24 protein-coding genes are annotated in these 25,472 nt (G+C 65.0%); 17 read left to right on the forward strand and 7 right to left on the reverse strand.

Annotated features, from left to right (window positions below; translation table 11 throughout):
* The first annotated feature begins 55 nt into the window (after window positions 1-55).
* From aroA to rpsA, 3 genes are all read left to right on the forward strand, one after another.
* The gene (aroA, locus tag HUI96_RS21575; protein ID WP_188256751.1) at window positions 56-1,396 is read left to right on the forward strand and encodes a 3-phosphoshikimate 1-carboxyvinyltransferase; all 1,341 of its coding nucleotides are present in this window, start codon (window positions 56-58) and stop codon (window positions 1,394-1,396) included.
* Window positions 1,397-1,489: 93 nt separating this feature from the next.
* Window positions 1,490-2,140, forward strand: a complete 651-nt coding sequence (gene cmk, locus HUI96_RS21580; RefSeq protein ID WP_188256752.1) for a (d)CMP kinase — start codon at window positions 1,490-1,492, stop codon at window positions 2,138-2,140.
* Window positions 2,141-2,340: 200 nt separating this feature from the next.
* The gene (gene rpsA, locus HUI96_RS21585; RefSeq protein ID WP_188256753.1) at window positions 2,341-4,038 is read left to right on the forward strand and encodes a 30S ribosomal protein S1; all 1,698 of its coding nucleotides are present in this window, start codon (window positions 2,341-2,343) and stop codon (window positions 4,036-4,038) included.
* A 229-nt stretch (window positions 4,039-4,267) separates the two neighbouring features.
* Here the strand turns inward: rpsA and HUI96_RS21590 are convergent, their stop codons facing one another.
* Window positions 4,268-4,798, reverse strand: a complete 531-nt coding sequence (locus HUI96_RS21590) for a dihydrofolate reductase family protein (RefSeq protein WP_188256754.1) — start codon at window positions 4,796-4,798, stop codon at window positions 4,268-4,270.
* 110 nt (window positions 4,799-4,908) lie between these two features.
* Between HUI96_RS21590 and HUI96_RS21595 the strand changes: the two genes are divergently transcribed.
* Both HUI96_RS21595 and HUI96_RS21600 read left to right on the forward strand, forming a co-directional pair.
* A complete protein-coding gene (locus HUI96_RS21595; RefSeq protein ID WP_188256755.1) occupies window positions 4,909-5,400 on the forward strand; it encodes a winged helix-turn-helix transcriptional regulator in 492 nt (163 codons plus the stop codon).
* A 193-nt stretch (window positions 5,401-5,593) separates the two neighbouring features.
* Complete coding sequence (locus HUI96_RS21600) at window positions 5,594-5,791, forward strand: CsbD family protein (protein ID WP_188256756.1); 198 nt, start codon at window positions 5,594-5,596, stop codon at window positions 5,789-5,791.
* 88 nt (window positions 5,792-5,879) lie between these two features.
* Here the strand turns inward: HUI96_RS21600 and HUI96_RS21605 are convergent, their stop codons facing one another.
* The 3 genes from HUI96_RS21605 to HUI96_RS21615 are packed head-to-tail and all read right to left on the reverse strand — an operon-like array spanning window position 5,880 to window position 9,415.
* Window positions 5,880-6,926 (reverse strand): proline racemase family protein, encoded by a 1,047-nt coding sequence (locus HUI96_RS21605; RefSeq protein ID WP_210320269.1) that lies wholly within the window; start codon window positions 6,924-6,926, stop codon window positions 5,880-5,882.
* Window positions 6,927-6,948: 22 nt separating this feature from the next.
* On the reverse strand, window positions 6,949-8,535 hold the full coding sequence (locus HUI96_RS21610) for a 5-guanidino-2-oxopentanoate decarboxylase (protein WP_188256757.1): 1,587 nt from the start codon (window positions 8,533-8,535) through the stop codon (window positions 6,949-6,951).
* A gap of 7 nt (window positions 8,536-8,542) precedes the next feature.
* Window positions 8,543-9,415 carry a dimethylarginine dimethylaminohydrolase family protein gene (locus tag HUI96_RS21615; protein WP_188256822.1) on the reverse strand — a complete coding sequence of 291 codons (873 nt, stop codon included), beginning with the start codon at window positions 9,413-9,415 and terminating at the stop codon, window positions 8,543-8,545.
* Window positions 9,416-9,605: 190 nt separating this feature from the next.
* On the opposite strand from HUI96_RS21615, the gene HUI96_RS21620 reads away from it, so the two are divergent.
* The 5 genes from HUI96_RS21620 to HUI96_RS21640 all read left to right on the forward strand — a co-directional run bounded on the left by HUI96_RS21620 (window position 9,606) and on the right by HUI96_RS21640 (window position 13,903).
* Complete coding sequence (locus HUI96_RS21620) at window positions 9,606-10,418, forward strand: ABC transporter ATP-binding protein (RefSeq protein WP_337918542.1); 813 nt, start codon at window positions 9,606-9,608, stop codon at window positions 10,416-10,418.
* A gap of 43 nt (window positions 10,419-10,461) precedes the next feature.
* On the forward strand, window positions 10,462-11,256 hold the full coding sequence (locus HUI96_RS21625; RefSeq protein ID WP_188256758.1) for a transporter substrate-binding domain-containing protein: 795 nt from the start codon (window positions 10,462-10,464) through the stop codon (window positions 11,254-11,256).
* Window positions 11,257-11,379: 123 nt separating this feature from the next.
* Window positions 11,380-12,093, forward strand: coding sequence for an ABC transporter permease (locus HUI96_RS21630; RefSeq protein WP_211892354.1), 714 nt, complete (start codon window positions 11,380-11,382; stop codon window positions 12,091-12,093).
* Window positions 12,090-12,899 carry an ABC transporter permease gene (locus HUI96_RS21635; RefSeq protein WP_188256759.1) on the forward strand — a complete coding sequence of 270 codons (810 nt, stop codon included), beginning with the start codon at window positions 12,090-12,092 and terminating at the stop codon, window positions 12,897-12,899. Before HUI96_RS21630 ends, HUI96_RS21635 begins: the two co-directional genes overlap by 4 nt.
* Window positions 12,896-13,903, forward strand: a complete 1,008-nt coding sequence (locus HUI96_RS21640; protein ID WP_237684282.1) for an Ldh family oxidoreductase — start codon at window positions 12,896-12,898, stop codon at window positions 13,901-13,903. The genes HUI96_RS21635 and HUI96_RS21640 overlap by 4 nt, the downstream gene beginning before the upstream one ends.
* Window positions 13,904-14,062: 159 nt before the next feature.
* Here the strand turns inward: HUI96_RS21640 and HUI96_RS21645 are convergent, their stop codons facing one another.
* Window positions 14,063-15,100, reverse strand: coding sequence for a LacI family transcriptional regulator (locus HUI96_RS21645; RefSeq protein WP_188256760.1), 1,038 nt, complete (start codon window positions 15,098-15,100; stop codon window positions 14,063-14,065).
* Window positions 15,101-15,508: 408 nt separating this feature from the next.
* On the opposite strand from HUI96_RS21645, the gene HUI96_RS21650 reads away from it, so the two are divergent.
* The 7 genes from HUI96_RS21650 (at window position 15,509) to mgrA (ending at window position 23,069) form a co-directional block, all read left to right on the forward strand.
* Window positions 15,509-16,747: an ABC transporter substrate-binding protein gene (locus HUI96_RS21650; protein WP_188256761.1), complete on the forward strand. Its 1,239-nt coding sequence runs from the start codon at window positions 15,509-15,511 to the stop codon at window positions 16,745-16,747.
* Between the two features lie 79 nt (window positions 16,748-16,826).
* Window positions 16,827-17,726 carry a carbohydrate ABC transporter permease gene (locus HUI96_RS21655; RefSeq protein ID WP_188256762.1) on the forward strand — a complete coding sequence of 300 codons (900 nt, stop codon included), beginning with the start codon at window positions 16,827-16,829 and terminating at the stop codon, window positions 17,724-17,726.
* Window positions 17,719-18,660: a carbohydrate ABC transporter permease gene (locus HUI96_RS21660; RefSeq protein ID WP_188256763.1), complete on the forward strand. Its 942-nt coding sequence runs from the start codon at window positions 17,719-17,721 to the stop codon at window positions 18,658-18,660. The genes HUI96_RS21655 and HUI96_RS21660 overlap by 8 nt, the downstream gene beginning before the upstream one ends.
* A gap of 13 nt (window positions 18,661-18,673) precedes the next feature.
* Window positions 18,674-19,759: an ABC transporter ATP-binding protein gene (locus HUI96_RS21665; protein WP_188256764.1), complete on the forward strand. Its 1,086-nt coding sequence runs from the start codon at window positions 18,674-18,676 to the stop codon at window positions 19,757-19,759.
* Between the two features lie 32 nt (window positions 19,760-19,791).
* Window positions 19,792-20,538 (forward strand): sugar phosphate isomerase/epimerase family protein, encoded by a 747-nt coding sequence (locus HUI96_RS21670; RefSeq protein ID WP_188256765.1) that lies wholly within the window; start codon window positions 19,792-19,794, stop codon window positions 20,536-20,538.
* Between the two features lie 8 nt (window positions 20,539-20,546).
* The gene (locus HUI96_RS21675) at window positions 20,547-21,686 is read left to right on the forward strand and encodes a Gfo/Idh/MocA family protein (protein ID WP_188256766.1); all 1,140 of its coding nucleotides are present in this window, start codon (window positions 20,547-20,549) and stop codon (window positions 21,684-21,686) included.
* A gap of 339 nt (window positions 21,687-22,025) precedes the next feature.
* Window positions 22,026-23,069 carry an L-glyceraldehyde 3-phosphate reductase gene (gene mgrA, locus HUI96_RS21680; RefSeq protein WP_188256767.1) on the forward strand — a complete coding sequence of 348 codons (1,044 nt, stop codon included), beginning with the start codon at window positions 22,026-22,028 and terminating at the stop codon, window positions 23,067-23,069.
* A 36-nt stretch (window positions 23,070-23,105) separates the two neighbouring features.
* On the opposite strand, the gene HUI96_RS21685 is transcribed toward mgrA, so the two are convergent.
* Together HUI96_RS21685 and accD are read right to left on the reverse strand one after the other, a co-directional pair.
* Complete coding sequence (locus HUI96_RS21685) at window positions 23,106-24,449, reverse strand: bifunctional folylpolyglutamate synthase/dihydrofolate synthase (protein WP_188256768.1); 1,344 nt, start codon at window positions 24,447-24,449, stop codon at window positions 23,106-23,108.
* Window positions 24,450-24,538: 89 nt separating this feature from the next.
* Window positions 24,539-25,465 carry an acetyl-CoA carboxylase, carboxyltransferase subunit beta gene (gene accD, locus HUI96_RS21690; protein ID WP_188256769.1) on the reverse strand — a complete coding sequence of 309 codons (927 nt, stop codon included), beginning with the start codon at window positions 25,463-25,465 and terminating at the stop codon, window positions 24,539-24,541.
* Window positions 25,466-25,472: the final 7 nt, after the last annotated feature.

Consider the following 25,472-nt stretch of genomic DNA (forward strand, 5'->3'; position numbering starts at 1 on the left):
CAAAAGTCAGCAATGCGCCGGGCATCCGGCGGTCCGGGCAACGAGGCTTGCAGGAATGTCCCATCAAGAAATCGCGAGACCGGCGACGGCGAAGCGCTCGTCCGCACTCAAGGGCACGGCGCGCATGCCGGGCGACAAGTCGATCTCCCACCGCTCCTTCATGTTCGGCGGCCTTGCTTCCGGCGAGACCCGCATCACCGGCCTGCTGGAAGGCGAGGACGTGCTGCGCACGGGCGAGGCCATGAAGGCTATGGGTGCACGCATCGAGAAGCACGGCGACGAATGGATCATCCAGGGCACCGGCAATGGCTGCCTGCTGGAGCCGCGCGCGCCGCTCGACTTCGGCAATGCAGGGACTGGCTCGCGCCTGACGATGGGCCTCGTCGGCACCTACGACATGGAGACGACCTTCATCGGCGACGCATCGCTCTCGAAGCGGCCGATGGCACGGGTGCTCGATCCGCTGCGGGAGATGGGTGTGCAGGTACTGAAGTCCGCGCCCGGGGACCGGATGCCGCTGACGCTGAGGGGCCCGCGGCAGGCCGCGCCGATCACCTATCGTGTACCGATGGCCTCGGCGCAGGTGAAGTCGGCCGTGCTGCTCGCCGGCCTCAACACGCCGGGCGTGACGACGGTTATCGAGGCGGTCATAACGCGCGACCACACCGAAAAGATGCTTCAGGGTTTTGGGGCCAATCTCGAGGTGGAGACGGATGCGGACGGCGTGCGCCACATCCGCATCGAGGGCCAGGGAAAATTGTCGGGGCAGACCATCGCCGTTCCGGGCGACCCCTCCTCCGCCGCCTTCCCGCTGGTCGCGGCGCTTCTCGTGCCTGGCTCGGACATTCTCATCGAGAACGTCCTGATGAACCCGACCCGCACCGGGCTGATCACGACCCTTCTGGAGATGGGCGCCGAGATCGAACTCCTCAACCAGCGCAATGCCGGCGGCGAGGACGTGGCCGACCTTCGCGTGCGCTCCTCCGAGCTGAAAGGCGTCACCGTGCCGGCCGAACGCGCCCCGTCGATGATCGACGAGTACCCCGTGCTGGCCGTCGCGGCGGCTTTCGCCGAGGGCGAGACCCTGATGCAGGGGCTCGACGAGTTGCGGGTCAAGGAGAGCGACAGGCTGGCCGCCGTGGCGCGCGGCCTGGAGACGAACGGCGTCGACTGCTCCGAGGGACACGACTGGCTCTCCGTCCGCGGCCGGCCCGATGGCAAAGGCCTCGGCGGTGGGACCGTTGCAACGCACCTCGACCACCGCATCGCGATGAGTTTTTTGGTCATGGGCTTCGCGGCTGAGAAGCCGGTGACGGTGGACGACCAGTCGATGATCGCCACGAGTTTCCCCGAGTTCATGGGGCTGATGGCGGAGTTGGGGGCGGAGATCGACTGACCAAGGAAGTTGCTCGAGCGATCGACGGGCGTGCCGCGCGCAAGCGTTCGTCGAGGGTTGCGCGAAACGCCTTTCTCCTGTTCAAGCAGCAACATGCCGCTACCCCTCCTCATCGCCATCGACGGACCTGCCGCCTCCGGCAAGGGCACACTCGCACGCCGCCTGGCCGACTACTTTCACCTCGCCCACCTCGACACCGGCCTGACCTATCGTGCCGTTGCACATGAGATGCTGCGGCGCGGCTGGCCGCTGGATGACGCCGAGCATGCCGTCGACGCAGCGGGTCAGGTGGATCTCACCGCGCTCGACAAGCACGCGCTGTCCGCCCACGCGGTCGCCGACGCCGCGTCGAAGGTGGCGGTGATACCGGAGGTCAGGCGCGTGCTGGTCGACAAGCAGCGCGCCTTTGCCGCGCAGGAAGGCGGCGCGGTGATCGACGGGCGCGACATCGGCACGGTCGTCTGCCCGGACGCGGAGGTGAAGCTGTTCGTCACGGCGAGCGCCGAGGTGCGGGCCGGGCGAAGGTTGCGCGACATCGAGAGCCGCGGCGGCCACGCCGAGTTGGACGAGATCCTCGACGACATCCGGCGGCGCGACGAGCGCGACATGGGCCGCGCCGACTCACCGCTGCGGCCCGCCACCGACGCGCACTTGCTCGACACCTCGGAAATGTCTATAGAAGCCGCGTTTCAGGCGGCTAGGGCCATCGTGGACGATGCCCTTGCCAAGCGAAAACAGGCCTAGGCCAGGCGCTCCGGATTTTCCGCGTTGCGGACCTTTTGTCCGGGTCGCCAAGACCGATAGCCCGTAAACCCGCCTGCCCGCATTCTCTTGCGCCGATCGCCGCGATCAAGCGGCACCAGGGCTTCCGCCCGGACTGTCGGCAGGTATTTGCAACACGAACCCGAGGCGCTGCTCCGGACACGGAGCTTCCAGGAGAAACAATGTCCCAATCCAATCCAACCCGCGACGATTTCGCGTCCATGCTCGAAGAGTCCTTCACGGACGGACATTCGGGCGAGGGACAGGTCGTTCGCGGCATCGTTACGGCCATCGAAAAGGACATGGCCATCATCGACGTCGGCCTGAAGGTCGAGGGCCGCGTCCCGCTGAAGGAATTCGGCGCCAAGGCCAAGGACGGCCAGCTCAACATCGGCGACCGCGTCGAAGTCTATGTCGAGCGCATCGAGAATGCGCTGGGCGAGGCCATGCTGTCGCGCGACAAGGCCCGCCGTGAGGAGAGCTGGGTCAAGCTCGAAGAGAAGTTCAACCGCGGCGAGCGCGTCGAAGGCGTCATCTTCAACCAGGTCAAGGGCGGCTTCACCGTCGATCTGGACGGCGCCGTGGCCTTCCTGCCGCGTTCGCAGGTCGACATCCGGCCGATCCGCGACGTCACCCCGCTGATGCACACGCCGCAGCCGTTCGAGATCCTCAAGATGGATCGCCGCCGCGGCAACATCGTCGTGTCGCGCCGCACCGTGCTCGAGGAGAGCCGCGCCGAGCAGCGTTCCGAGATCGTCCAGAACCTCGAAGAGGGTCAGGTGGTCGAGGGCGTGGTCAAGAACATCACCGACTACGGTGCGTTCGTCGACCTCGGCGGCATCGACGGCCTGCTGCACGTCACCGACATGGCGTGGCGTCGTGTCAACCATCCGACCGAGATCCTCAACATCGGCCAGACGGTCAAGGTGCAGATCATCCGCATCAACCAGGAAACCCACCGCATCTCGCTCGGCATGAAGCAGCTCGAGAGCGATCCCTGGAACGACATCGGCACCAAGTTCCCTATCGGCAAGAAGATCACCGGCACGGTCACCAACATCACCGACTACGGCGCCTTCGTGGAGCTGGAGCCGGGCATCGAGGGCCTCATCCACGTTTCGGAAATGTCGTGGACCAAGAAGAACGTCCATCCCGGCAAGATCCTGTCCACCTCGCAGCAGGTCGACGTGGTGGTGCTGGAGGTCGATCCGTCCAAGCGCCGCATCTCGCTCGGCCTCAAGCAGACGCTCGAGAACCCGTGGCAGGCTTTCGCCCGCAACCATCCGGTCGGTGCGGAAGTCGAGGGCGAGGTCAAGAACAAGACCGAGTTCGGCCTGTTCATCGGCCTCGAGGGCGATGTCGACGGCATGGTCCACCTCTCCGACCTCGACTGGACGCGTCCGGGCGAGCAGGTCATCGAGGAGTACCAGCGCGGCCAGATGGTGAAGGCGCAGGTGCTCGACGTCGATGTCGACAAGGAGCGCATCTCGCTCGGCATCAAGCAGATGCAGCGCAGCGCGGCGAGCGCCGGCGAGGCTGCAGGCGATCTGCGCAAGAACGCGGTCGTCACCTGCGAAGTCCTCGCCGTCAAGGACGGCGGCCTCGATGTTCGCCTGGTCGAAAGCGGCCTGGAGAGCTTCATCCGCCGCTCCGACCTGTCGCGCGACCGTGACGAGCAGCGTCCTGAGCGCTTCGCCGTCGGCCAGAAGCTCGATGCCCGCGTGATCGCCTACGACAAGAAGGCGCGCAAGGTGCAGGTCTCGATCAAGGCGCTCGAGATCGCCGAGGAGAAGGAGGCCGTCGCACAGTACGGTTCGACCGACTCCGGCGCCTCGCTCGGCGACATCCTGGGCGCCGCCCTCAAGGGCCGCGGCAACTAAGCCGATCCGCCAACGCAATGACGAAGCCCCGCCGGAGCGATCCGGCGGGGCTTTTTCTTTTGGGCGGCAGGAGTCAAACTGCTCTTCGCGACGAACGTCTCAGATGGGTGGAATCCGGACCGCCAGCTTCTGGACCAGAACGCGTAAGAGCGGTCGTTCCTTAAACTGCGGATTAGGGCCGTCTGCTAACCGCCAGTCAGCGGTGATTTCCATCTGGCGAGTCACGAGATTAAGCGGGAACGTAGGTCAACCTAATCACATCCTCGCCAATCCGATCATGGGTCACAAGGCGGAGCGGCGGCCGGGGTCCGGCGAAATACGGCTTGCCGTGACCAAGCACGACGGGGTGCAGGTAGATCCGATACTCGTCGATCAGGCCAAGTTCGGTGAGGCTTTGCGCCAAGCCCGGGCCAGCAACTTCGATCTCCCCGTCGCGCTCGGCCTTCAGCTTGCGGATCGCGCCCTCGAGATCCCCCTCGACAAGACGGGCGTTGGGGCCGACCGACTTCAACGAGCGCGACACGACCCATTTCGGCTGCTTCCGCCACGCCGCCGCGAAGGCGTGTTCCTCTGCACCCCATTCAGGATGATCCTCGTCCCAGTAGCTCATGATCTCATAGATTCGGCGACCATACAGACTGCCCGCCTGTCCCTCAGCCTCCTCGATGAAGTGGCGGAACAGCGTGGGGCTTGGCCCGAACGCCATGTGATCGACGTAGCCGTCCAGGGACTGGTTCATTCCGAACACGAGCTTGGCCATACCCACTTCCTCTCCTCACATTGCACATTCGCGCGCTTGTGATTGCATTATACAATCGGTTGTAAGCTAGATCGACTGGTTTTATATCGCAATTGGTTTTTGGAGTGCGCATGAACGCCCCACGTTCGGGCTGCCCGATCAATCTGACTCTCGAGGCGCTGGGGGATCGCTGGAGCCTGATCGTTATCCGCGACCTGATGTTCGGCAACCGCCGTCACTTCCGCGAGTTGCTGACCCGTTCGGAGGAGCGGATAGCCTCGAACATTCTAGCCAACCGGCTGAAGCGCCTGGAGAAAGCCGGATTGGTATCCCGTCGCGACGATCCCAGCCACAAGCAGAAGGTCATTTACAGCCTGACCGAAGCATCCATCGATCTGGTGCCCTTGCTGGCCCACATGGGCGGTTGGGGCCTGCGTCACACACCCGCGTCGAAAGAGCTCTCCGTACGCGCGAAAATCCTTGAGGACGGAGGCCCGAAGCTGTGGTCCGAGTTCATGGAGGAACTGCGGCACCTCCACCTGGGGGCGCCGGCGCCCAGGGAGTCGGTCTTCTCCAGGCTGCAGTCGGCCTACGAAGCCGCCATTGCAAAGGCGCCGGTCTGAGCGAAACGACAGGCACTTGTGTCGCTTAGGCTGCCCGACGTACCTTAGCCTCAGCCGCATCGGCACATGCGACGCGAGCCCAAGGGATCAACCTCTTTCTTTCGGCACTGCCGGGGAACCGAAGCCTTGTTCTGGCGTTCCCTACACGACCGGCGGCGACGCCGTCGGATGAGAACAACCCAGGAGATGCGCGATGAATTGGAACCAGGTGGAAGGCAATTGGGAGCAGTTCAAGGGCAAGGTGCAGCAGCAGTGGGGCAAGCTCACCAACGACGACCTTGACGTGATCAGAGGTAACCGCAAGGAACTCGCAGGCCGTCTGCAGGAGCGCTATGGACAGGCGCAGGACGCTGCAGAGCGGGACATCGACGACTGGCTCTCCCGCCACTGATTTCTCAGACCACCCCTCCAGTACAGCTTGCCCGCCGGTTTTCCGGCGGGCTTTTTCTTTTCCCTTGGGAAAGGCTGACCGCCTGCCTTTACCGCAGCAGAAAACCGGAGCCGAGCGGATCGCCGGCCTCGACCGAAAAGCGGGAACGACCGGAGTAATAGGCGTGGCCGCCGACCTCGATACGAACGGCGTCGAACCACCCTGCCCTCTCGGCAAAAGTGGCCTTTGCGGAAAACACCGCGCCAGTCAGGCTCTCGAAGCGGCGTGTCTCGCCGAGCCCGACCTGACCGCGTGCGACCTGCACTGCCATGCGAGCCGATACCCCGCTGCCGGTGGGGCTGCGGTCCACCTCGCGGTCAGCGAAGACGCAGAGATTCCGGCTCGGCCGGTCGCGGCCGTCCCCGCCGTCGGTCAGGATCGTACCATACAGGAAGGCCAGATCGGGATCGTCGGGATGCTCGAGCTTCAGCTCGGCCGAAAGAGCCCTTGTGATGCGGTCGGCGATCTCGACGAGTTGCGCGAGTGGCGAATGCTCGAGGTCGAGGCAGAGCGAAGCGGTATCGACCAGGGCATAAAAGGCGCCGCCATAGGCGATGTCGAATCTCACCCTTCCCAGGCCCTCAATCTCCAGATCCTGATCGAGGGCGACGGCAAAGGACGGAACGCTCTCGAAGGAGACGGCGCCGCTGACGAAACCCTTTTCCGTCTCCCTCACATCCACCTTCACCCGCACGAGGCCGCATGGGCACTGGATGGCGAGATCCGTCACCGGAGTTTTGGGCTCCACCAACCCGTGATCCACAGCGTAGCGGCCGAGCGCGATGGTCGCGTGGCCGCACATGGTCGAATAGCCTTCATTGTGGATGAACAGCACGGCGAGGTCGGCCCCGGGCAGGTCGGGCTCGACGGGGATCACGCCATACATGTCGAAATGGCCGCGCGGCTCGTAGATCAGGAGCTTTCGCAGGTGATCCAGCCGCTCGCGCGCATAGCGGCGCTTGTCGAGAATGGTCGCCCCGGGGATCTGCGGATAGCCGGAGACGACAATGCGCACCGGCTCGCCGCCGGTGTGCATCTCGACGGTCTCGATCTCAGCCTCGAATGCGGCTTCCCCGCCCCTTCTTAGCTCGACCATATTAATTGCAACTCCTGTCAGCCTAGCCGGCTGTGAACTCCACGATCGCCGGTCCGGGCACGGCCTCTCGCAGTGCAGCCTGCAAGTCGTCCAGCCGGTTCACCGCCGCACAGGGCAGACCATAGGCCTCGGCGATCTTGCCGAAGTCCGGCGGAGCCGGCGAGACGCCGACAGGCTCGACGCCAACCTGCCGCATCGACAGCTCGATCTCGCCATAGCCCTGGTTGTTATACACCAGGAAGATGACGCGCGCCTTGGTCTCCACCGCCGCGGCAATCTCCGGAAGCGAAAACTGGAAGCCGCCGTCGCCGGTCAGGCAAACGACCTGTGCGTCCGGCACGGCGAGCGAGGCCCCAATCGCCGCAGGCGGTCCATAGCCCAGCGCACCAAAACCGGTCGCGGCATTGAACCAGCCGCCCGGACGGTCGTGGTCGTAGTTGAGGTTCGCGGCATAAATGGGCTGCGTCGAATCCCCGACGATGATGGAGTTCGGCAGCGCATCGCGGATCGCCTCCACCAATTCCAGCTGCGCAGGCATATAGGGGGCCAGGCGGCCGAGCTCGGCCAGTGCGTCCTGCCGTGCCTGCCTGGCCCTCTCCTGCCCTTGCGAGGTGCCGGAGGGGCGGGCGCGGTCGGAGATCGCGGCAGAGAGTGCGGAGAGCGCGGCCGCCGCATCCGCTTCGATCTTCACCGAAGCGGGGTGGCGATCGAGTTGCTCGGCATCGATGTCGATGCGCACGAGTTGCTTCGGGATGGCAAAACCGCCGTCACCATACATGTCATAGTCGGTCGGGCCGAACTCGGTGCCGACCGCAACGACCACATCCGCGCCGTCAATCAGTGCCCGCACCGGTTGCATGCTCGCGCTTGCCGGCACGGCGAGGGGATGCCGGTGCAGAAGGCCGCGCGCATTGGTGGTGAGCACCACGGGTGCATCCAGCCGTTCGGCGAGGGCCCGCAGCGCCGTCTCGGCGCGAACTGCACCGCCGCCAGCAAGGATGACCGGCCGAACGGCGCCGGTAATCGCCCGCGCGCCGGCGGCGATGGCCGACGGATCCGGCGCAGGTGGTTCGGGCTGCTCCACCTCCCGGATCGGATCGGCGGGAAGGCCCATGACGTCGAGCGGAACCTCGATGTGAACCGGACCAGGCCGCCCCGTCCGGAACAGGGTGAAGGCGCGTTCGATCGCCGGCTGAAGTTCTGCGGCCTGCTCGACCCGCACCGAGAACAGCGCGACCTTCTCCATCAGCCCGCGCTGGTCCGGCAGTTCATGCAGATGGCCCAGTCCCTTGCCCAGCGTCGGCCGGGCATTCACGCCCGAGATCACCAGCATCGGGATCGAATCCGCACGCGCCTGCCCCATGGCGGTGATGGCGTTCGTCAGCCCCGGCCCGGTGATGACGAAGGCAACGCCGGGCCTCCCGCTGGCGCGGGCGTAACCGTCCGCCATGAAGGCCGCGCCCTGCTCGTGGCGGGGTGTGACGTGGCGGATGCTGGAGGTCGCCAGACCGCGGTAGAGCTCGACCGTATGGACGCCGGGTATGCCGAACACGGTGTCGACGCCATGGCGTTCAAGGAGCGTTACGATTGCTTCGCCGATGGTTGTCATCTTTTCCTCACCATCTCAGCACTGGACGGGTCAGGCAGGTAGGCCCGCCTTCGCAGGCGATGCAGAGCGCATCCGCCTCGAATGTCTTCACCGTGCAACCGGCGGCTTCCATGGCCGCCTTGGTCTTCGGGAAGCCGGCGACCGCAATCACCTCGCGCGGCGCGGTGGGCAGGACATTCAGGTTCAGGCCGTACGAGGCCGCGAACTCCTCGGCATCGCCCTCGACCAGTTGGATGCCACGGGCCTTCAGCATCTGCCAGAAGGCGACCGGCAGCAGCGGCGCATAGACGAGCGCCAGATCGTCGGCCAGCGGGCTGATCACCGACATCAGATGCAGGCATGCCTCGGCGCCCTGCCAGAGCGGCAGGTCGAAGCCGTGAACGGAAATCCCATGCGGGCCGAGCAGATTCGCCAGTTGCTCGATGCCGGCCTGGTTGGTGCGGATGCCGCGCCCGACGGCCAGCGTCTTGCGGTCGACCCAGACGCAGTCGCCGCCCTCGACCGTGCCGGTCCCCTCGATCCGCCCGAGGATCGGAATACCATGCTTCCGATAGACCGCCTCATGCAGGCCCGGCTCCGGTTTTCTCAGGCTCTTGCCCATCGACAGGATGACGGCACCGTGGTCAGTCATCAGGGAGGGATCATGGGTGAAGACGGAGTCGGCGAGCCCGTCCTCCTCGTCGCCGAGCCAGAGGATCTCCGCGCCCGATTCTTCCACCAGTTCCACCAGCCCGTCATGTTGGACACCTGCCTTGGCGGCATCGAAGCCTGGCCCATAATGCCAGCGCTGCGGGTCCGCACCGCGCATGGCCGCGGCGGCGCGGCGCATCAGCACCCGCCTCAACGGCGCCGCCATGGATTGCGCGCCGTAGGTTGTCATCGTTGCAGTGTCCACCCAGTCCTCCCGTTGCAGGCCGCGCAGTATCCACGTCGAGAAGGCCCGGGCAAGGGGCCACCGCGGCCGGGTTGACGGATGCAAGCGCCCGAGTCCATTGTGCTGGGGGGAACAAAGAACAGAGCTGCGGGCAGTTGCACCACCAAGGCCAGAACAGAACCGGGAGCCGCGAAGCGTGAGCGCAGTGGCTTCTTTAGAACTTGATGCATCGAAAGTTGGCGAAGCCGCCGAAGCCATTCATGTGGAAAACCTCCACAAGAAGTTCGGCAGCCTGCATGTGCTGAAGGGCGTGTCCGTCTCAGCCCGCGACGGCGAAGTCGTCGCCATCATCGGCGGCAGCGGCTCGGGCAAATCGACGTTGCTGCGCTGCATTAATTGCCTCGAAAACCCGACCAGCGGCCTCATTCGCGTCAATGGCGAGGAGATCAGGCTAAAGCCGGACGGCAATGGCGGCTCCGTGCCCGCCGACCGGCGCCAGATCGAGCGCATCCGCTCCCGCCTTGGCATGGTGTTCCAGAGCTTCAACCTGTGGAGCCACATGACGCTGCTTGAGAACGTCATCGAGGTTCCTGTCCACGTGCTCGGCGTCAAGCGACAGGAAGCCATCGAAGTGGCGGAGCGCCTGCTCGCCCGGGTGGGACTTGCCGAAAAGCGCGACGTCTATCCGGCCTTCCTGTCCGGCGGTCAGCAGCAGCGCGGCGCGATCGCCCGCGCGCTCGCCATCCAGCCGCGCGTGATGCTGTTCGACGAGCCGACCTCGGCGCTCGATCCGGAACTCGTCGGCGAGGTGCTGAAGGTCATCGGCGATCTCGCCCAGGAGGGCCGCACCATGGTGCTGGTGACCCACGAGATGAAGTTCGCGCGGCAGGTCGCGAGCCACGTCATCTACCTGCACGAAGGTGTCGTCGAGGAGGAGGGACCGCCCGAGCAGATATTCGGGGCGCCCAGGTCGGAGCGGCTGAAGCAATTCCTCCGCAACATCCATTAGGCTTCCAAATACAGACTACCCAGAGGGAAACGGGAGAGAGACAATGAAGAAATTTTTGGCAGCATTCGCCACGGCCGCAGTCATGGCCGCCAGCATCGGCATGGCGCAGGCGGAGCAGGTGAAGGTCGGCTTTTCGCCGGAGGCCTATCCGCCGTTCTGGTCGCAGGACGCGTCCGGCAAATGGGGCGGCTGGGAGGTCGAGATCATCCAGGCCATCTGCGACAGCCAGCAGATGGAGTGCGAGTTGACGCCGATCCCGTGGGACGGCCTGATCCCGGCGCTCCAGACCAAGAAGATCGACGCGATTATGAATTCCATGTCGATCACCGACGAGCGCAAGCAGTCGATCGACTTCTCCGACAAGTACTACAACACCCCCACCGCCGTGATCGGCGCCAAGGACCAGAAGTTCGACGCCACGCCTGAGGGGCTGAAGGGCAAGATCCTCGGCGTGCAGGTGTCCACCATCCACGCCACCTATGCCAAGAAGCACTTCGGCGAGTCCGCCGCCGAGATCAAAGAATACCAGACGCAGGATGAGGCGAACCAGGATCTCGCCGCTGGGCGCATCGACGCCACGCAGGCCGATTCGATCGCGCTCGACGCGTTCCTCAAGAGCGATGCCGGACAGGCCTGCTGCGACCTGAAGGGCATGGTCGCTCCCGATCTCGAGGTTCTGGGCCCGGGCGTCGGCGCCGGCGTGCGCAAGGGCGACACGGCGCTGGCGGACAAGATCAACGCCGGCATCAAGGCCATCCGGGACAACGGCAAATACGAAGAGATCACGAAGAAGTACTTCGATTTCGACATCTACGGCGAGGCCGGTCAGGTTAACTGATCGTTCGTGTCTGCACCGGGCAGCCGTGTTTGCAGCGGCTGCCTGATTTCTTTCTGGCGCTCAATTTCCGGTTCGAGGAGTAGTCCCATCGAGTTGCTCTCCGCCCTGTTCGGCGCCAGCACGCTGGAACTGCTGTCCTTCAATCCTCCCGGATGGGGCGCCACGCTGGCGCGCGGACTGCTTGCCTCGCTTCAGATCGCATTTGGCGCCTACGGCCTCGGCCTGCTGATCGGCATGGGCGGGGCCTACGGCAAGCTTTATGGCGGCCCGGTCGTGCGCGACCTGCTCGAGGTCTATACGACGGTTGTACGCGCGGTGCCGGAGTTGGTGCTAATCCTGCTGCTTTATTACGCCGGCACGGACCTCATCAACCGCCTGCTCGACGTGTTCGGCTATGCGCCGATCGACATCAACGGCTTGGTCGCCGGCATCGGCGTGCTGGCCTTCGTGCAGGGTGCATACGCCACTGAAGTGCTCCGCGGCGCGATCCTTGGCATCCCGCAGGGACAGATCGAGGCGGCTCGCGCCTATGGCATGCCGCCCGGCACGATGCTCAGGCGCATAACCGTGCCTGCGATGCTGCCCTTTGCCATCCCGGGGATGGCCAATCTCTGGCTGATCGCTACCAAGGACACCGCCCTGCTCGCCATCGTGGGATTCGGCGAGCTCACACAGGCCACGCGGCAGGCGGCCGGCGCCACGAAGGCCTATTTCACCTTCTTCATGGCCGCAAACATCCTCTATCTCGCCGTCACACTTCTCTCCAATGTCGTGCTGGGCCGCGTCGAGCGCTGGTCACGCCGCGGCATGCCCGCGACCGCGGGGGCCGGCCGATGAGCGAGGCCATCCTCACCACGACGCCGCGGCAGCGCGCGCTCGGCTGGCTGCAGCCGCACCGCGTAGTGCTGATCGCCATCGCGGCAGCGCTCGTCCTCGCCGCCGTTTTCACCATGCGCTGGGACTGGCTGCCGAAATATTTTGATCTCGCAGTCCAGGGCGTCTGGCGGACGATCTGGCTGCTCATCGTCACCACCCTCTTAGGCTTTGTGCTCGCTGTCCCGCTCGGGCTGGTGCAGGTCACCGGGCCGTGGTGGCTGGCGGCGCCGGCGCGCGCCTTCTGCACGGTCATCCGCGGCACGCCGCTGCTCCTGCAGCTTTGGCTGCTCTATTACGGTCTGGGTTCGCTGTTCCCGCAGTTTCCATGGATCCGGGAGTCTTTCCTCTGGCCCTATCTGCGGCAGGCATGGCCCTATGGCGTGCTGGCGCTCACGCTCTCCTATGCGGGCTATGAAGGCGAGGTGATGCGCGGCGCCTTCGCCGGCGTGCCGCGCGGCCAGCTCGAGGCGGCCAGGGCCTTCGGCATGAGGCGCTGGACCATCCTGCGACGCATCTGGCTGCCGCAGGCCTTCTATCGAGCCCTGCCGACGCTGACCGGCGAGACGGTGCTGCAGCTCAAGGCGACGCCGCTGGTCGCGACCATCACCATGGTCGACATCTACGCGGTGTCCTCGCGGGTCAGGCAGGAGACCTTCATCACCTACGAGCCGCTGCTCTTGCTTGCGCTCGTCTATCTCACCATTACGGGCATCCTGGTCTTCCTCTTCCGGAAGCTGGAGGCCCGCATTCCGGCGCGCCTAGGATGACCGACGAGGCAATGGAAGAAGTCACGCTGACCCTGGACGAGGCGTTCGCGCTCTGCGAGGCCGCCGCGATACGGCACGGCGCGCGTGCCGAGACCGCTCGCTCGCTCGCCGCGGCTGCGGTGCGCTCCGAAGCCGAGGGCCGGCCGAACGTCGGCCTCGCGCATTTCCTCGACTATCTCGCCGCGCTCGACGCCGGCCGCATCGACGGAGCGGCAGATGCGGTGATCACCCGCCCGGCACCGGCGATTATCCTCTCGGACGCTCGCAAGGGTGCCGCTCATCCGGGTTTCGACCGGGCTTTCGACGACCTCGTCTCAACCGCGCGCTCGTTCGGGCTGGCGATGTTCGTGCAGAAGAACGCCTATACCTGCGGGGCGCTTGGCCCCTTCGCGGCGCGGCTCGCCGAAGCCGGCCTCGTCGGCATGGCGGCAACCAACGGCCCTGCCCTGCTCGCCGGCTCGGGAGGCACGCGGCCGGTGTACTGCACCAATCCGCTCGCCTTCGCGGCCCCCGTTGCCGACGGCCCGCCGCTGCTGATCGACCAAGCCTCGAGCGCCACCGCCTTCGTCAGCGTCCGGAAGGCGGCACGGGAAGGAAGGCCGATTCCGGAAGGCTGGGCGCTGGACGCCGAAGGCAATCCGACGACCGACGCGAACAAGGCGGTCTCAGGGGCATTGCTCGCTTTTGGCGGCGCGCGCGGCGCCAATCTCGCGCTGATGGTGGAGGTGCTCTCCGCCGGGCTCTCCGGTGCGAACTGGTCGCTCGATGCCAGCTCTTTCATGAAGGGCAGCGAGAGCCCCGGTACGGGGCTGTTCGTCCTTGCGATCGCGCCCATGTTGCTGGACGCCGATTTCTCCACGCGCTTGGCGGCGCAGCTGGAGCGACTGTCCGGCGAGTACGGGGTGCATATTCCCGGGCAGGCCAAGGGCCGCACTCGGGAGCAAGCGGAGAAGGAAGGGATCTCTATCCCGGCGGATGTCTATCGGCGCATCGCCGAAGGGTGACGGGCGGCCGCGACGCATCCCTCCCCCTTGAGGGGAGGGTGGCCGCGAAGCGGCCGGGAGGAGTCGTTACGGCCATACTCGACCTGATTCGACGAATATCGTGAAGAGAAGAGGTTGTGGCCGGCCGCGAGTCCCGCCTCGCTTCGCTCGGCCCCTCCCCTACCAACCCCCCACCGTTGTCGGCACCACCAGGCTCTGCAGGCTCGCAGTCGGCTTGCCGCCGATCGCCCCGAGCGCGGAGCGGGCGAGTTCGCGGCCGGCCAACCTCACGTCCTCGTTCACCACATAGAGCTTGCGCCGCAGCAGGTGGAGCAGCCGGGACGACTGTTTCGACACGAGGTCGACCTCCGCGCCCACGGTCAGCCCCGCATCCTCGATGCCGGCGACAAGCGCATAGGCCGCCTGCCCCGAACCGCTAACGATGCCGTCCGGCCGATTGGGCCGGCCCATCATCTCGGCCGTCCGCTCGCGGATCTCGTCGATCGAATGGTCGAGCGACACCGACGAGAACGGCACCTCGGCCAGGCCTGCCTCCGAGAGGGCCTCGAGAAAACCGTCGCGCATGTGGTGATGGTAGGAGAGGTTCGGAGACGGCGCGAGCAGGGCTATCCGCTTGCGGCCCGCCTCGGCGATCTGGCGCACCGCCGCGACCGCGTAGGCGTGGTTATCGAAATCGTGGAACGGGTGCTCGATCCCCATATGCGTGCGGCCGTGCGTGGCGAATGGCATGCCGTGATCGACCATGTAGCGCACGCGCGCATCCCGCGGCTCCGTCCGCGAGATGATGATGCCGTCGGCCGATCCGGTCTCGACGATGTAGCGCACCGGCTCGAGCGGGTCGTTGTTGCGCGAATAAGGCGTGACAATCAGGTGATAAGGCGTCTCCGCCAGCTGTTCGGAAATGCCGTAGACCAGGTCGGAGACGAAGCCGCCCATCTGCTCCTCGGTGTCGAGGACGAGGCTGATCACGTTGGTCTTGCCGGTGCGCAGGCGAACGCCCGCGCGGTTCGGCCGGTAGCCGACCTGGCGGGCGACGAGTTGGACGCGCTTGCGGGTCTCCTCGCCGATGTCGGGAGCATCCTTTAGCGCGCGCGAAACCGTCGTCACGCCGAGCCCGGTCATGAACGCAATGGTCTTCAGTGTCGGCCGAGAACTCTCTTCCGCCCGCTCGGGATGGTCCCTGCTTTCGATGTCCATCTGGCCCGCTTAGCTCCGGAACCCTAGCCTGTATAGACCCAGGAGCGAGTCGCCACAGGGACACCCCAGCTGATATTCTGTAACGTTACAGTTTTCAACGAGGCTTGGCACTTTCGTCCAATCAACCTTGAGGTTCCAGGCTCATCGGTCACAGGTAAATCCTCCATGGCGAGAGGCCAGTTGGGGGCGCCCAGCCCGAGATCCGATGGCCGACTCAGTGCAGCGCAGCAGCATATTTTTGCATCGCACTACGTTGCATACGGATGATCTCGGGACCCTACCCCTTCAAAATCCGAGGGACTGCATTCAACCCCTTCTTAAGAGCCCCTCCTCAAGCGGGGGTTGCAGAGCCAACCTAAATCCAATATGGCTCTCTACTGTAACGTTTCAGTTCAGGGAGGAATATTGATGCGTTATGGTTCGTTGCGCGCCGCGCTCGCGGTCGGCGCCGCTCTTCTCGCTATTGCTCCGGCCTCCGCCACCGATCTCGAAGTCACCCATTGGTGGACCTCGGGCGGCGAAGCGGCGGCAGTTGCGGAACTCGCCAAAGCGTTCGACGCGACGGGCAACCACTGGATCGACGGCGCCATCGCCGGCTCCGGCGGAACGGCCCGGCCGATCATGATTTCCCGCATCACCGGCGGCGACCCGATGGGCGCCACGCAATTCAACCATGGTCGTCAGGCTGAAGAGCTCGTTCAGGCCGGCTTGATGCGCGACCTGACCGATCTCGCCAACAAGGAGAAGTGGACCGAGATCATCCGGCCGAAGAGCCTGCTCGATTCCTGCACCATCGACGGCAAGATCTATTGCGCGCCCGTGAACATCCATTCCTGGCAGTGGCTGTGGCTGTCCAACGCCGCCTTCGAGAAAGCCGGCGTCCCTGTGCCGAAGAACTGGGACGAGTTCGTCGCCGCCGCCCCGGCGCTCGAGAAAGCGGGCATCGTGCCCCTCGCGGTCGGCGGGCAGCCCTGGCAGGCGACCGGCGCCTTCGACGTGCTGATGGTCGCCATCGCCGACAAGGACGTCTTCATGAAGGTGTTCGGCGACAAGGACGAGGAGGTCGCCGCCGGCCCGGAGATGGCAAAAGTGTTCAAGGCTGCCGACGACGCCCGCCGCATGTCCAAGGGCACCAACGTGCAGGACTGGAACCAGGCGACCAACATGGTCATCACCGGCAAGGCCGGCGGCCAGATCATGGGCGACTGGGCGCAGGGCGAGTTCCAGGTGGCCGGCCAGGTCGCCGGCAAGGACTATACGTGCCTGCCCGGCCTCGGCGTCAACGAGATCATCTCGACCGGCGGCGACGCCTTCTACTTCCCGCGGCTCAAGGACGAGGAGAAGTCGAAGGCGCAGGAGGTGCTGGCTTCGACCCTCCTCAATCCCACGACGCAGGTCGCCTTCAATCTCAAGAAGGGCTCGCTGCCGGTCCGCGGCGACGTCGACCTGAATGCGGCCAACGACTGCATGAAGAAAGGTCTCGACATCCTGGCCAAGGGAAATGTCATCGCCAGCACGGACCAGCTCTTGTCGCAGGACTCCCAGAAGCAGAAGGAGGACCTCTTCTCGGAGTTCTTCGCCAATCCGAACCTGACGCCGGAAGAGGCGCAGAAGCGCTTCGCCCAGATCATTTCGTCCGCGGACTGATCCTCCCAGCCCCCCGCGCCTGGACCGGCTCCCCTAGAGCCGGTCCATCTTCCCATGTCCTGCCTATGGCGGAGCCTCGATGCGCGATGAGATTGCCAGGCGCCCGACCAAGCTCTGGCGCAACCTGAACGCCAAGATCGCCTCCATCCCGATGGTGCTCACCGCCGTCTTCGTCTTCGCGGGCGGCACGGCCTGGACCGTCCTCTATTCCTTCACCAACTCGAAGCTCCTGCCGCGGCTGAACTTCATCGGCCTCACCCAGTACGAACGGCTGTGGGAGACCCCCCGCTGGCATGTCGCGATCGAGAACCTGCTCGTCTACGGCAGCCTGTCGCTCGTCTTTCAGTTGGTGATCGGCTTCCTCCTCGCAGCGCTGCTGGACCAGAAGATCCGCTTCGAGGACACCTTCCGCACCATTTTCCTCTACCCCTTCGCGCTCTCCTTCATCGTCACCGGGCTGGTCTGGCAGTGGCTGCTCAACCCCGACTACGGCGTCCAGTCGGTGGTTCGCAGCCTCGGCTGGGAGAGTTTTTCCTTCGACCCGCTCTACAATTCCGAGATCGTCATCTACGGCATCCTGATCGCCGCGCTGTGGCAGGGCACGGGGCTCGTCATGTGCCTCATGCTCGCCGGCCTGCGCGGCATCGACGAGGACATCTGGAAGGCCGCTCGCGTCGACGGCATCCCGATGTGGAAGACCTATCTTTTCATCATCATCCCGATGATGCGGCCGGTCTTCATCACCACGCTGGTCATCATCGCCTCGGGCATCGTGCGCGTCTACGACCTCGTCGTGGCGCAAACCAGCGGTGGCCCAGGCATCGCCTCGGAAGTGCCCGCCAAATACGTCTACGACTACATGTTCTTCGCCCAGAACCTGGGCCAGGGGTTCGCCGCATCGACCATGATGCTGCTTTCCGTCATGATCGTGGTGGTGCCATGGGCCTATCTCGAGTTCGGAAGACGGCGCCATGGCTAACCCGGCCTCCCTCTGCGCCGCGGTCACGGGCGCATCGGCGATCGCCGACGAGTTCTCCGGCCCGCATGGCCCGCGCCCGCGCCGAACACTTTCGCGCCGCAACGTCTTCCTCTACGGCACGCTGATCCTGGTCGCCGTCTACTACTTGCTGCCGCTCTACGTGATGGTCGTGACCTCGCTGAAGGGCATGCCGGAGATCCGGCTGGGCAACATCTTCTCGCCGCCGGTCGAGATCACCTTCGAGCCGTGGGTGAAGGCGTGGGCGCAGGCCTGCACGGGGTTGAACTGCGATGGCTTGAGCCGCGGCTTCTGGAACTCGGTGCAGATCACCGTGCCATCGGTGATCGCCTCGATCGCGATCGCATCGGTGAACGGCTATGCGCTCGCCAACTGGCGTTTCAAGAGCGCAGAAGTGTTCTTCACCATCCTGATCGTCGGCGCCTTCATCCCCTACCAGGTGATGATCTATCCGATCGTCATCATCCTGCGGGAGATCGGGCTCTACGGCAGCCTGTGGGGGCTGGTGATCGTGCATTCGATCTTCGGCATGCCGATCCTGACGCTGCTCTTCCGCAACTACTTCGCTTCCGTCCCCGAGGAGTTGTTCAAGGCTGCGCGCGTCGACGGGGCCGGCTTCTGGGCGATCTACTTCAAGATCATGCTGCCGATGGCGCTGCCGATCTTCGTGGTGGCGATCATCCTGCAGGTCACCGGCATCTGGAACGATTTTCTGTTCGGCGTCGTCTACACGCGCCCGGACACCTATCCGATGACGGTGCAGCTCAACAACATCGTCAACTCGGTGCAGGGCGTGAAGGAATACAACGTCAACATGGCCGCCACCATCCTGACCGGGCTGGTGCCGCTCATCGTCTACTTTGTCTCCGGAAAACTGTTCGTGCGGGGAATCGCCGCTGGCGCGGTGAAGGGGTGAGCGGGCTTCGCGCATGACCAGCGTCCTCGTCAAAAACCTGTCGCTGAACTTCGGGGCGGTGGAGGTCCTGAAAAACCTCGGCCTGGAGGTCGCCGAGGGCGAGTTCATCGTGCTGCTCGGCCCCTCCGGCTGCGGCAAGTCGACCCTGCTCAACTGCATCGCCGGCCTGCTCGACGTCTCGGCCGGCCAGATCTTCATCAACGGCAAGAACGTCACCTGGGAGGAGCCGAAGGACCGCGGCATCGGCATGGTGTTCCAGTCCTACGCGCTCTACCCGCAGATGTCGGTGGAAGGGAACCTGTCCTTCGGCCTCAAGAACGCCGGCCTGCCGAAGGACGAGATCGCCAAGCGGATCGCCCGCGCCGCCTCGATCCTGCAGATCGAGCCGCTGCTGAAGCGGAGACCCTCGGCGCTGTCCGGCGGCCAGCGCCAGCGCGTCGCCATCGGCCGCGCTTTGGTACGCGACGTCGATGTCTTCCTGTTCGACGAGCCGCTGTCCAACCTCGACGCCAAGCTGCGCTCGGAACTGCGCGTCGAGATCAAGCGGCTTCACCAAAAACTCGGCAACACGATGATCTATGTCACGCACGACCAGATCGAGGCGATGACGCTCGCCGACCGCATCGCAGTGATGAAAGGCGGGCTGATCCAGCAGCTCGATCAGCCGCAGGCGATCTATTCGCGGCCGGTCAACCTGTTCGTCGCCGGCTTCATCGGCTCGCCGGGCATGAATTTTCTCAATGGCCGGCTGGAGAGCCGCAACGGCTTGCCCGCCTTCGTCGCCGAAGGGATCGAGATCCCGCTGTCGACCTATGCGTTCGATGGCAAGGCCTTCGCACCAAAGGAGGCGGTGTTCGGCATGCGGCCGGAACACGTCGGGCTGAACATGGGCTCAGACTGGCCCTTCTCTACCCAGGCCGTCGTGGAAGTGGTCGAGCCGATGGGGTCGGACACGCTGATCTGGACACGCCTCGGTGGCCAGAACTTCACCGTCCGGGTCGGATCGGAGCGCGCGCCGACCGTCGGCGACCGCGTCACCCTCGGCTTCGACCCGCTGCGCGCCTCGATCTTCGACGGATCGAGCGGCGAGCGCCTCTAGGAAAGATCCCCAAGCAGCAACGGAGGACACGGATGAACTGGTCATTCCAACTCTACAGCGCCCGCAATTTCCAACCCTGGCCCGACGTGCTGAAGACGCTGGCCGAACTCGGCTATCGCAATGTCGAGGGTTTTGGCGGCGTCTATGCCGATCCCGCCGGCTTCCGTGCCGATCTGGACAGGAACGGCCTTGCTATGCCGAGCGGGCACTTCCCGATCGAGATGCTGGAGGGCGATTTCGGCAAGGCGCAGAGCATCGCCACCACGCTCGGCATGAAGCTGATCGCCTGCCCCTACCTGCAGGCGCCCGATCGCCCCATCGATGCCGAGGGCTGGAGAGGCTTTGGCCGGCGCCTCGCCGCGGTCTCCCAGCGCGCCAAGGATGCCGGCTTCGACTTCGCCTGGCACAACCACGATTTCGAGTTCAAGCCGCTACCCGACGGCTCGACCCCGCAGGCCCGCATCTTCGAAGGCGCGCCCGATCTCGGCTGGGAGATCGACGTGGCCTGGGTGATCCGCGGCGGCGCCGAGCCGATGAAATGGATCAACGACCATGACCCGCAGATCGTGGCGGTGCATGTGAAGGACATCGCTAGGCCGGGCGAAGGCCTCGACGAGGACGGCTGGTCGGACGTCGGCCACGGCACGGTGGACTGGAAGGGCCTGGTTGCGGCGCTGAAGAGCAGTACGCCGGCTAAGTACTACATCATGGAACAGGACAATCCGAACGACTTCCGCCGCTTCGCGGCACGGTCGCTCGAAACGGTCAAGGCTTTTTGAGGCGTCCAATGGCAAAGCTTGGAGTTGGAGTGATCGGCTGCGGCAACATCTCCGCGGCCTATCTGGGACTGGCGCCGCTCTTCCGCGGCATCGAGATGCGGGCCTGCGCCGACATCAACATGGACGCCGCGAAGGCGCGCGCCAAGGAGTTCAAGGTCCGTGCGGAGACCGTGGGCGAATTGCTCAAGGACGATGAGATCGACATCGTCGTCAACCTCACCGTTCCGGCAGTGCACCACCAAGTGTCGAAGGAGGTGCTCGACGCCGGCAAGCACGTCTATTCGGAAAAGCCCTTCGTGCTCTGCCTCGAAGAGGGCGAGGATCTCAAGAAGCGCGCCGAGAAGAAGGGCCTGCGGATCGGCTCGGCGCCCGATACCTTCCTCGGCGGCTCGCACCAACTCGCCCGCCGGCTGATCGATGACGGCAAGCTCGGCCAGATCACCAGCGGCACCGCCTATGTGATGAGCCGCGGCATGGAGCACTGGCATCCGAATCCGGACTTCTTCTTCCAGCCGGGCGCCGGTCCGGTGCTCGACATCGGCCCCTACTATGTCACCAACCTGATCCAGTTGATCGGGCCGGTGAAGCGCGTCGCCGCGGTCGCCACCACGCCGCGCACGGAACGCACGATCACCTCAAAGCCGCGCAATGGCGAGACCATCAAGGTGACCACGCCGACCACGATCCATGCGCTGCTCGAATTCGCCAACGGCGCCGTGGTGACGCTGAACACCAGTTGGGACGTCTGGCATCACGGGCACAAGCCGATGGAGCTCTACGGCGAAGAAGGTACCCTGCACGTACCGGACCCGAACTTCTTCGGCGGCGAGGTCTCCTACACCAAGCAAAACTCCACGGTGAAGAAGATGCCGAAATGGGAGCACCCGTTCGGCGTGCCGAACCAGAAGCACGCGCACGGCATGATGGCGAACTACCGTACCGCTGGCCTCGCCGACATGGCGATCGCGATTTCAGAAGGCCGGCCGCATCGCTGCTCGATGGAGCTCGCGCTGCACGCGGTGGAAGTGATGACCAGCATCCTGAAGGCGGGCGAGACCTCGTGCTTCGTGGAGATAAAGACCACCTGCGCGCGGCCCGAGGCGCTGGGACCGAAGGATGCCGAGGCGCTGCTGGCGAAGAAGAAATAGCGTTGGTTTGGGGTGCGTCCTTCGAGGCTCGCTTCGCGAGCACCTCAGGATGAGGACCGTTGGTGCGCGACTTCCCTTCTCCCCTTGTGGGAGAAGGTGGCCGAGCCAAGCGTAGCGATGGCGAGGTCGGATGAGGGGTTATGCTCGCAATGCGGCACCGACACACCCCTCATCCGCCTTCGCTTCGCTCAGGCACCTTCTCCCACAAGGGGAGAAGGGAAGGATCGCGCGCCACCTCCCTCATCCTGAGGTGCTCGCCCTCTTCAACCTTGAAGCGGATGCGCCAGCTTAGGATGGGCGAGCCTCGAAGGACGCACCTACTGGATCGAGGATACGGAAATGCCGTGGCACCCCGCCGACACCCGCTACGACCACATGCGCTACAACCGCTGCGGCAACTCCGGCCTGAAGCTGCCGGCGATCTCGCTCGGGCTCTGGCACAATTTCGGCGAGGACACGCCTCACGACACCAAGCGGGCGATCTGCCGAAAAGCCTTCGACCTCGGCATCACCCATTTCGACCTTGCCAACAATTACGGGCCGCCGCCCGGCGCAGCGGAGAGCGCTTTCGGCGAGATCCTGCGCACCGACTTCGCCGGCCTGCGTGACGAACTGATCGTATCCACCAAGACCGGCTACGCCATGTGGAAGGGGCCGTATGGCGAGTGGGGCAGCCGCAAGTACCTGCTCGCCAGCCTCGACCAGAGCCTGAAACGCATGGGGCTCGACTATGTCGACATCTTCTACTCGCACCGCTTCGATCCCGAGACGCCGCTGGAGGAGACTATGATGGCGCTCGACCACGCCGTGCGGTCTGGCAAAGCGCTCTATGCCGGCATCTCCTCCTATAACTCGGAGCGTACCCGCGAGGCGGCGACGATCCTGCGCGCCCTCGGCACGCCCCTCCTCATCCACCAGCCGAGCTATTCGATGATCAACCGCTGGGTGGAGGAGGACGGCCTGCTCGATGCGCTCAAGGGGCTCGGCGTCGGCTCGATCGTCTTCTCCCCGCTCGCCCAGGGCATGCTGACCTCAAAATATCTCGGCGGCATTCCGGCAGGCAGCCGAGCCAGCCAGGGCAAGTCGCTGCGCAGTTCCTTCATCAACGAGCGGACCATCACGCACCTCAAGGCGCTCAACGCCATCGCCCAGCGCCGCGGGCAGACGCTGGCGCAGATGGCGATCGCCTGGGTGCTGCGCGGCAGGCACGTGACCTCGGCGCTGATCGGCGCCAGCCGTCCGGAGCAGGTCGAGGACTGCGTGGGGGCGCTGAAGAATGCCGAATTCAGCGATGCCGAACTGGCCGAGATCGACGCGCAGGCGAAGGAAGCGGACATCAATGTTTTGGCGACCGCGGCAGATCAGAAGGCGGAGGGGAAATGACGCGCCGCATATGCCTATATGCCGCCCCCCCGGTCCTCAAACCGGTGGTGTGCCGTTTTCGGCAAGCACGGCTCCCGCAAGATAGAGCGAGCCGCCGATCAGGATGCGCGGCGGCGCTTCCTTTGGGTCCCAACTGTCCCGCAGCAGCGTAAGGGCATTGGCAACCGAGGCGACCGGCTCGGCCTCGAGCCCTGCTTCGATGGCGCGGGCGGCCAGTTCGCCGTTCGGCACGCCGGCATCGCTCGAATTCACCGGCACCGTGAAGACACGACGCGCGATTCCCTTGAAGGCGCGGAAATAGCCGGTCTGGTCCTTGGTGTTGATCATCCCGGAGATCAGGATCAGCGGGCGCGGATTGCGCTCCTCCTGTTCCGTCAGGGCCTCGGCAATAACCATTGCGGCGCTGGGGTTGTGCCCGCCGTCCAGCCAGACCTCCGCACCCTCCGGCGCGAGTTCCGACAAGTGACCGTTCGGCAGACGCTGCATGCGGCCGGGCCAGTAGACCGAGGTCATCGCCCTTTCGGCAGCGTCATGACCGATGTCGAATCCTGCCACCTTCACCGCCGCGATCGCCGCGGCCGCGTTGGCATACTGGTAGCGGCCGAGAAGTTTTGGCGTCGGTAGGTCCATCAGGCCGTCCTCGTCCTGGTAGATCAGCCGGCCATTCTCCTCGAAGGCCACGAAGTCCTGGCCGTAGACCACCGTGGTGCAGTTCAGCCGGTCCGCGGTTTCCGCGATGACTTCGAGCGCCGTGTGGCTTTCCTGCGCACCGATGACGACGGGACAACCTGGCTTGATGATACCGGCCTTCTCGGCCGCGATCAGTTCCACCCGGTCGCCGAGATAGGCCTCGTGGTCCATCGAAACCGGCATGATCACGCTGACTGCCGGGTCGGGGATGACGTTGGTGGCGTCGAAGCGCCCGCCCAGGCCGACCTCGATGATGGCCGCGTCCGCCGGATGTTCGGAAAACAGCAGGAAGGTCACGGCCGTCAGGATCTCGAAGACGGTGATCGGCTCACCGGCATTGGCTTCCGCGGCACGGGAGACTGCATCGGCGAGCACGCGATCATCCACCAGGCGGCTCCCGCCGGGTGCGGCGATCCTGTAGCGTTCGTGCCAGTTCACCAGATGTGGCGAGGTGTGGACGTGGACCGCAAGGCCCTCCGCCTCCAGCAGGGCGCGTGTGAACGCCGCCGCCGAGCCCTTCCCATTCGTCCCAGCGATGTGGATGACCGGCGGCAGCCGCAGGTGCGGATTGCCGAGGCGCTCGAGCAGCCGAGTGATACGACCGAGCGACAGGTCGAAGCCCTTCGGGTGGAGCGTCATGAGGCGCTCGATTTCGCGCTCGGCGAGGCTGCTTGCGCGATGCTTGGTCATCGTTATCGGTGCTTTCTGTCGACCGCCCCGGTCCCGCGACCATTGTGCGGGAACCGAAGAGCTGAGTTGCTTTGCCGGACGGTTTCTACTTACGCGCCGGCGCGGTGTTCCGGCTTGCTCAAGGCCGGGAGCAGGGATTCCGTGGTCGCCTCGACGGCTTCCTCGCCCGGCACCCTCATGAGGATCTTCAGCAGCCTGGCGATGGTCGATTTCATCTCCAGCCGCGAGACGACCATGTCGACCATGCCGTGTTCCATGAGGTACTCGGCGCGCTGGAACCCTTCGGGCAGTTTCTCGCGGATCGTCTGCTCGATCACACGCGGCCCTGCAAAGCCGATGAGTGCGCCAGGTTCGGCGATGTGGATGTCGCCAAGCATGGCGTATGAGGCCGTCACGCCGCCGGTGGTCGGGTTGGTCAGCACGACGATGTAGGGCAGTCCGGATTCCTTGAAGCGGTCGACCGCCACGGTCGTGCGCGGCAACTGCATCAGTGACAGGATGCCTTCCTGCATGCGGGCACCGCCGGACGCCGCAAAGAGGATGAGCGGCCTGCGTCGCTCGCGCGCCGTGTCGAACGCCTTGACGATCGCCTCGCCGGCCGCCATGCCGAGCGAGCCACCCATGAAGGCGAAATCCTGCACAGTCGCCACGATGGGCAAGCCCTCGATCGTGCCCGTCGCGTTGAGAATGGCGTCCTCCAGCGCGGTCTTGGTGCGGGCTTCCTTCAGCCGGTCGGTGTAGCGCTTCTCGTCCCGAAACTTCAGAGGATCGACCGCGACCTTGGGGTTGTCGATAAACTCGAAGCGGCCCTCGTCGAAGAAGAACTTCAGCCGCTCGCGCGCGGCGATCTTCATGTGATGCCCCGACGAAGGGATCACCCACTGATTGCTTTCCAGGTCCTTGTGAAAGACCATCTCGCCGCTCTCCGGATCCTTGATCCAGAGGTTTTCGGGCATATCGCGGCGGCCGAGCATCGAATTGATACGGGGGCGGACGAAATTCGTGATCCAGTTCATGGGCGCG

Source organism: Pseudaminobacter soli (ex Zhang et al. 2022) (genome assembly GCF_014595955.1).
Lineage (GTDB): Bacteria > Pseudomonadota > Alphaproteobacteria > Rhizobiales > Rhizobiaceae > Kumtagia > Kumtagia pseudosoli.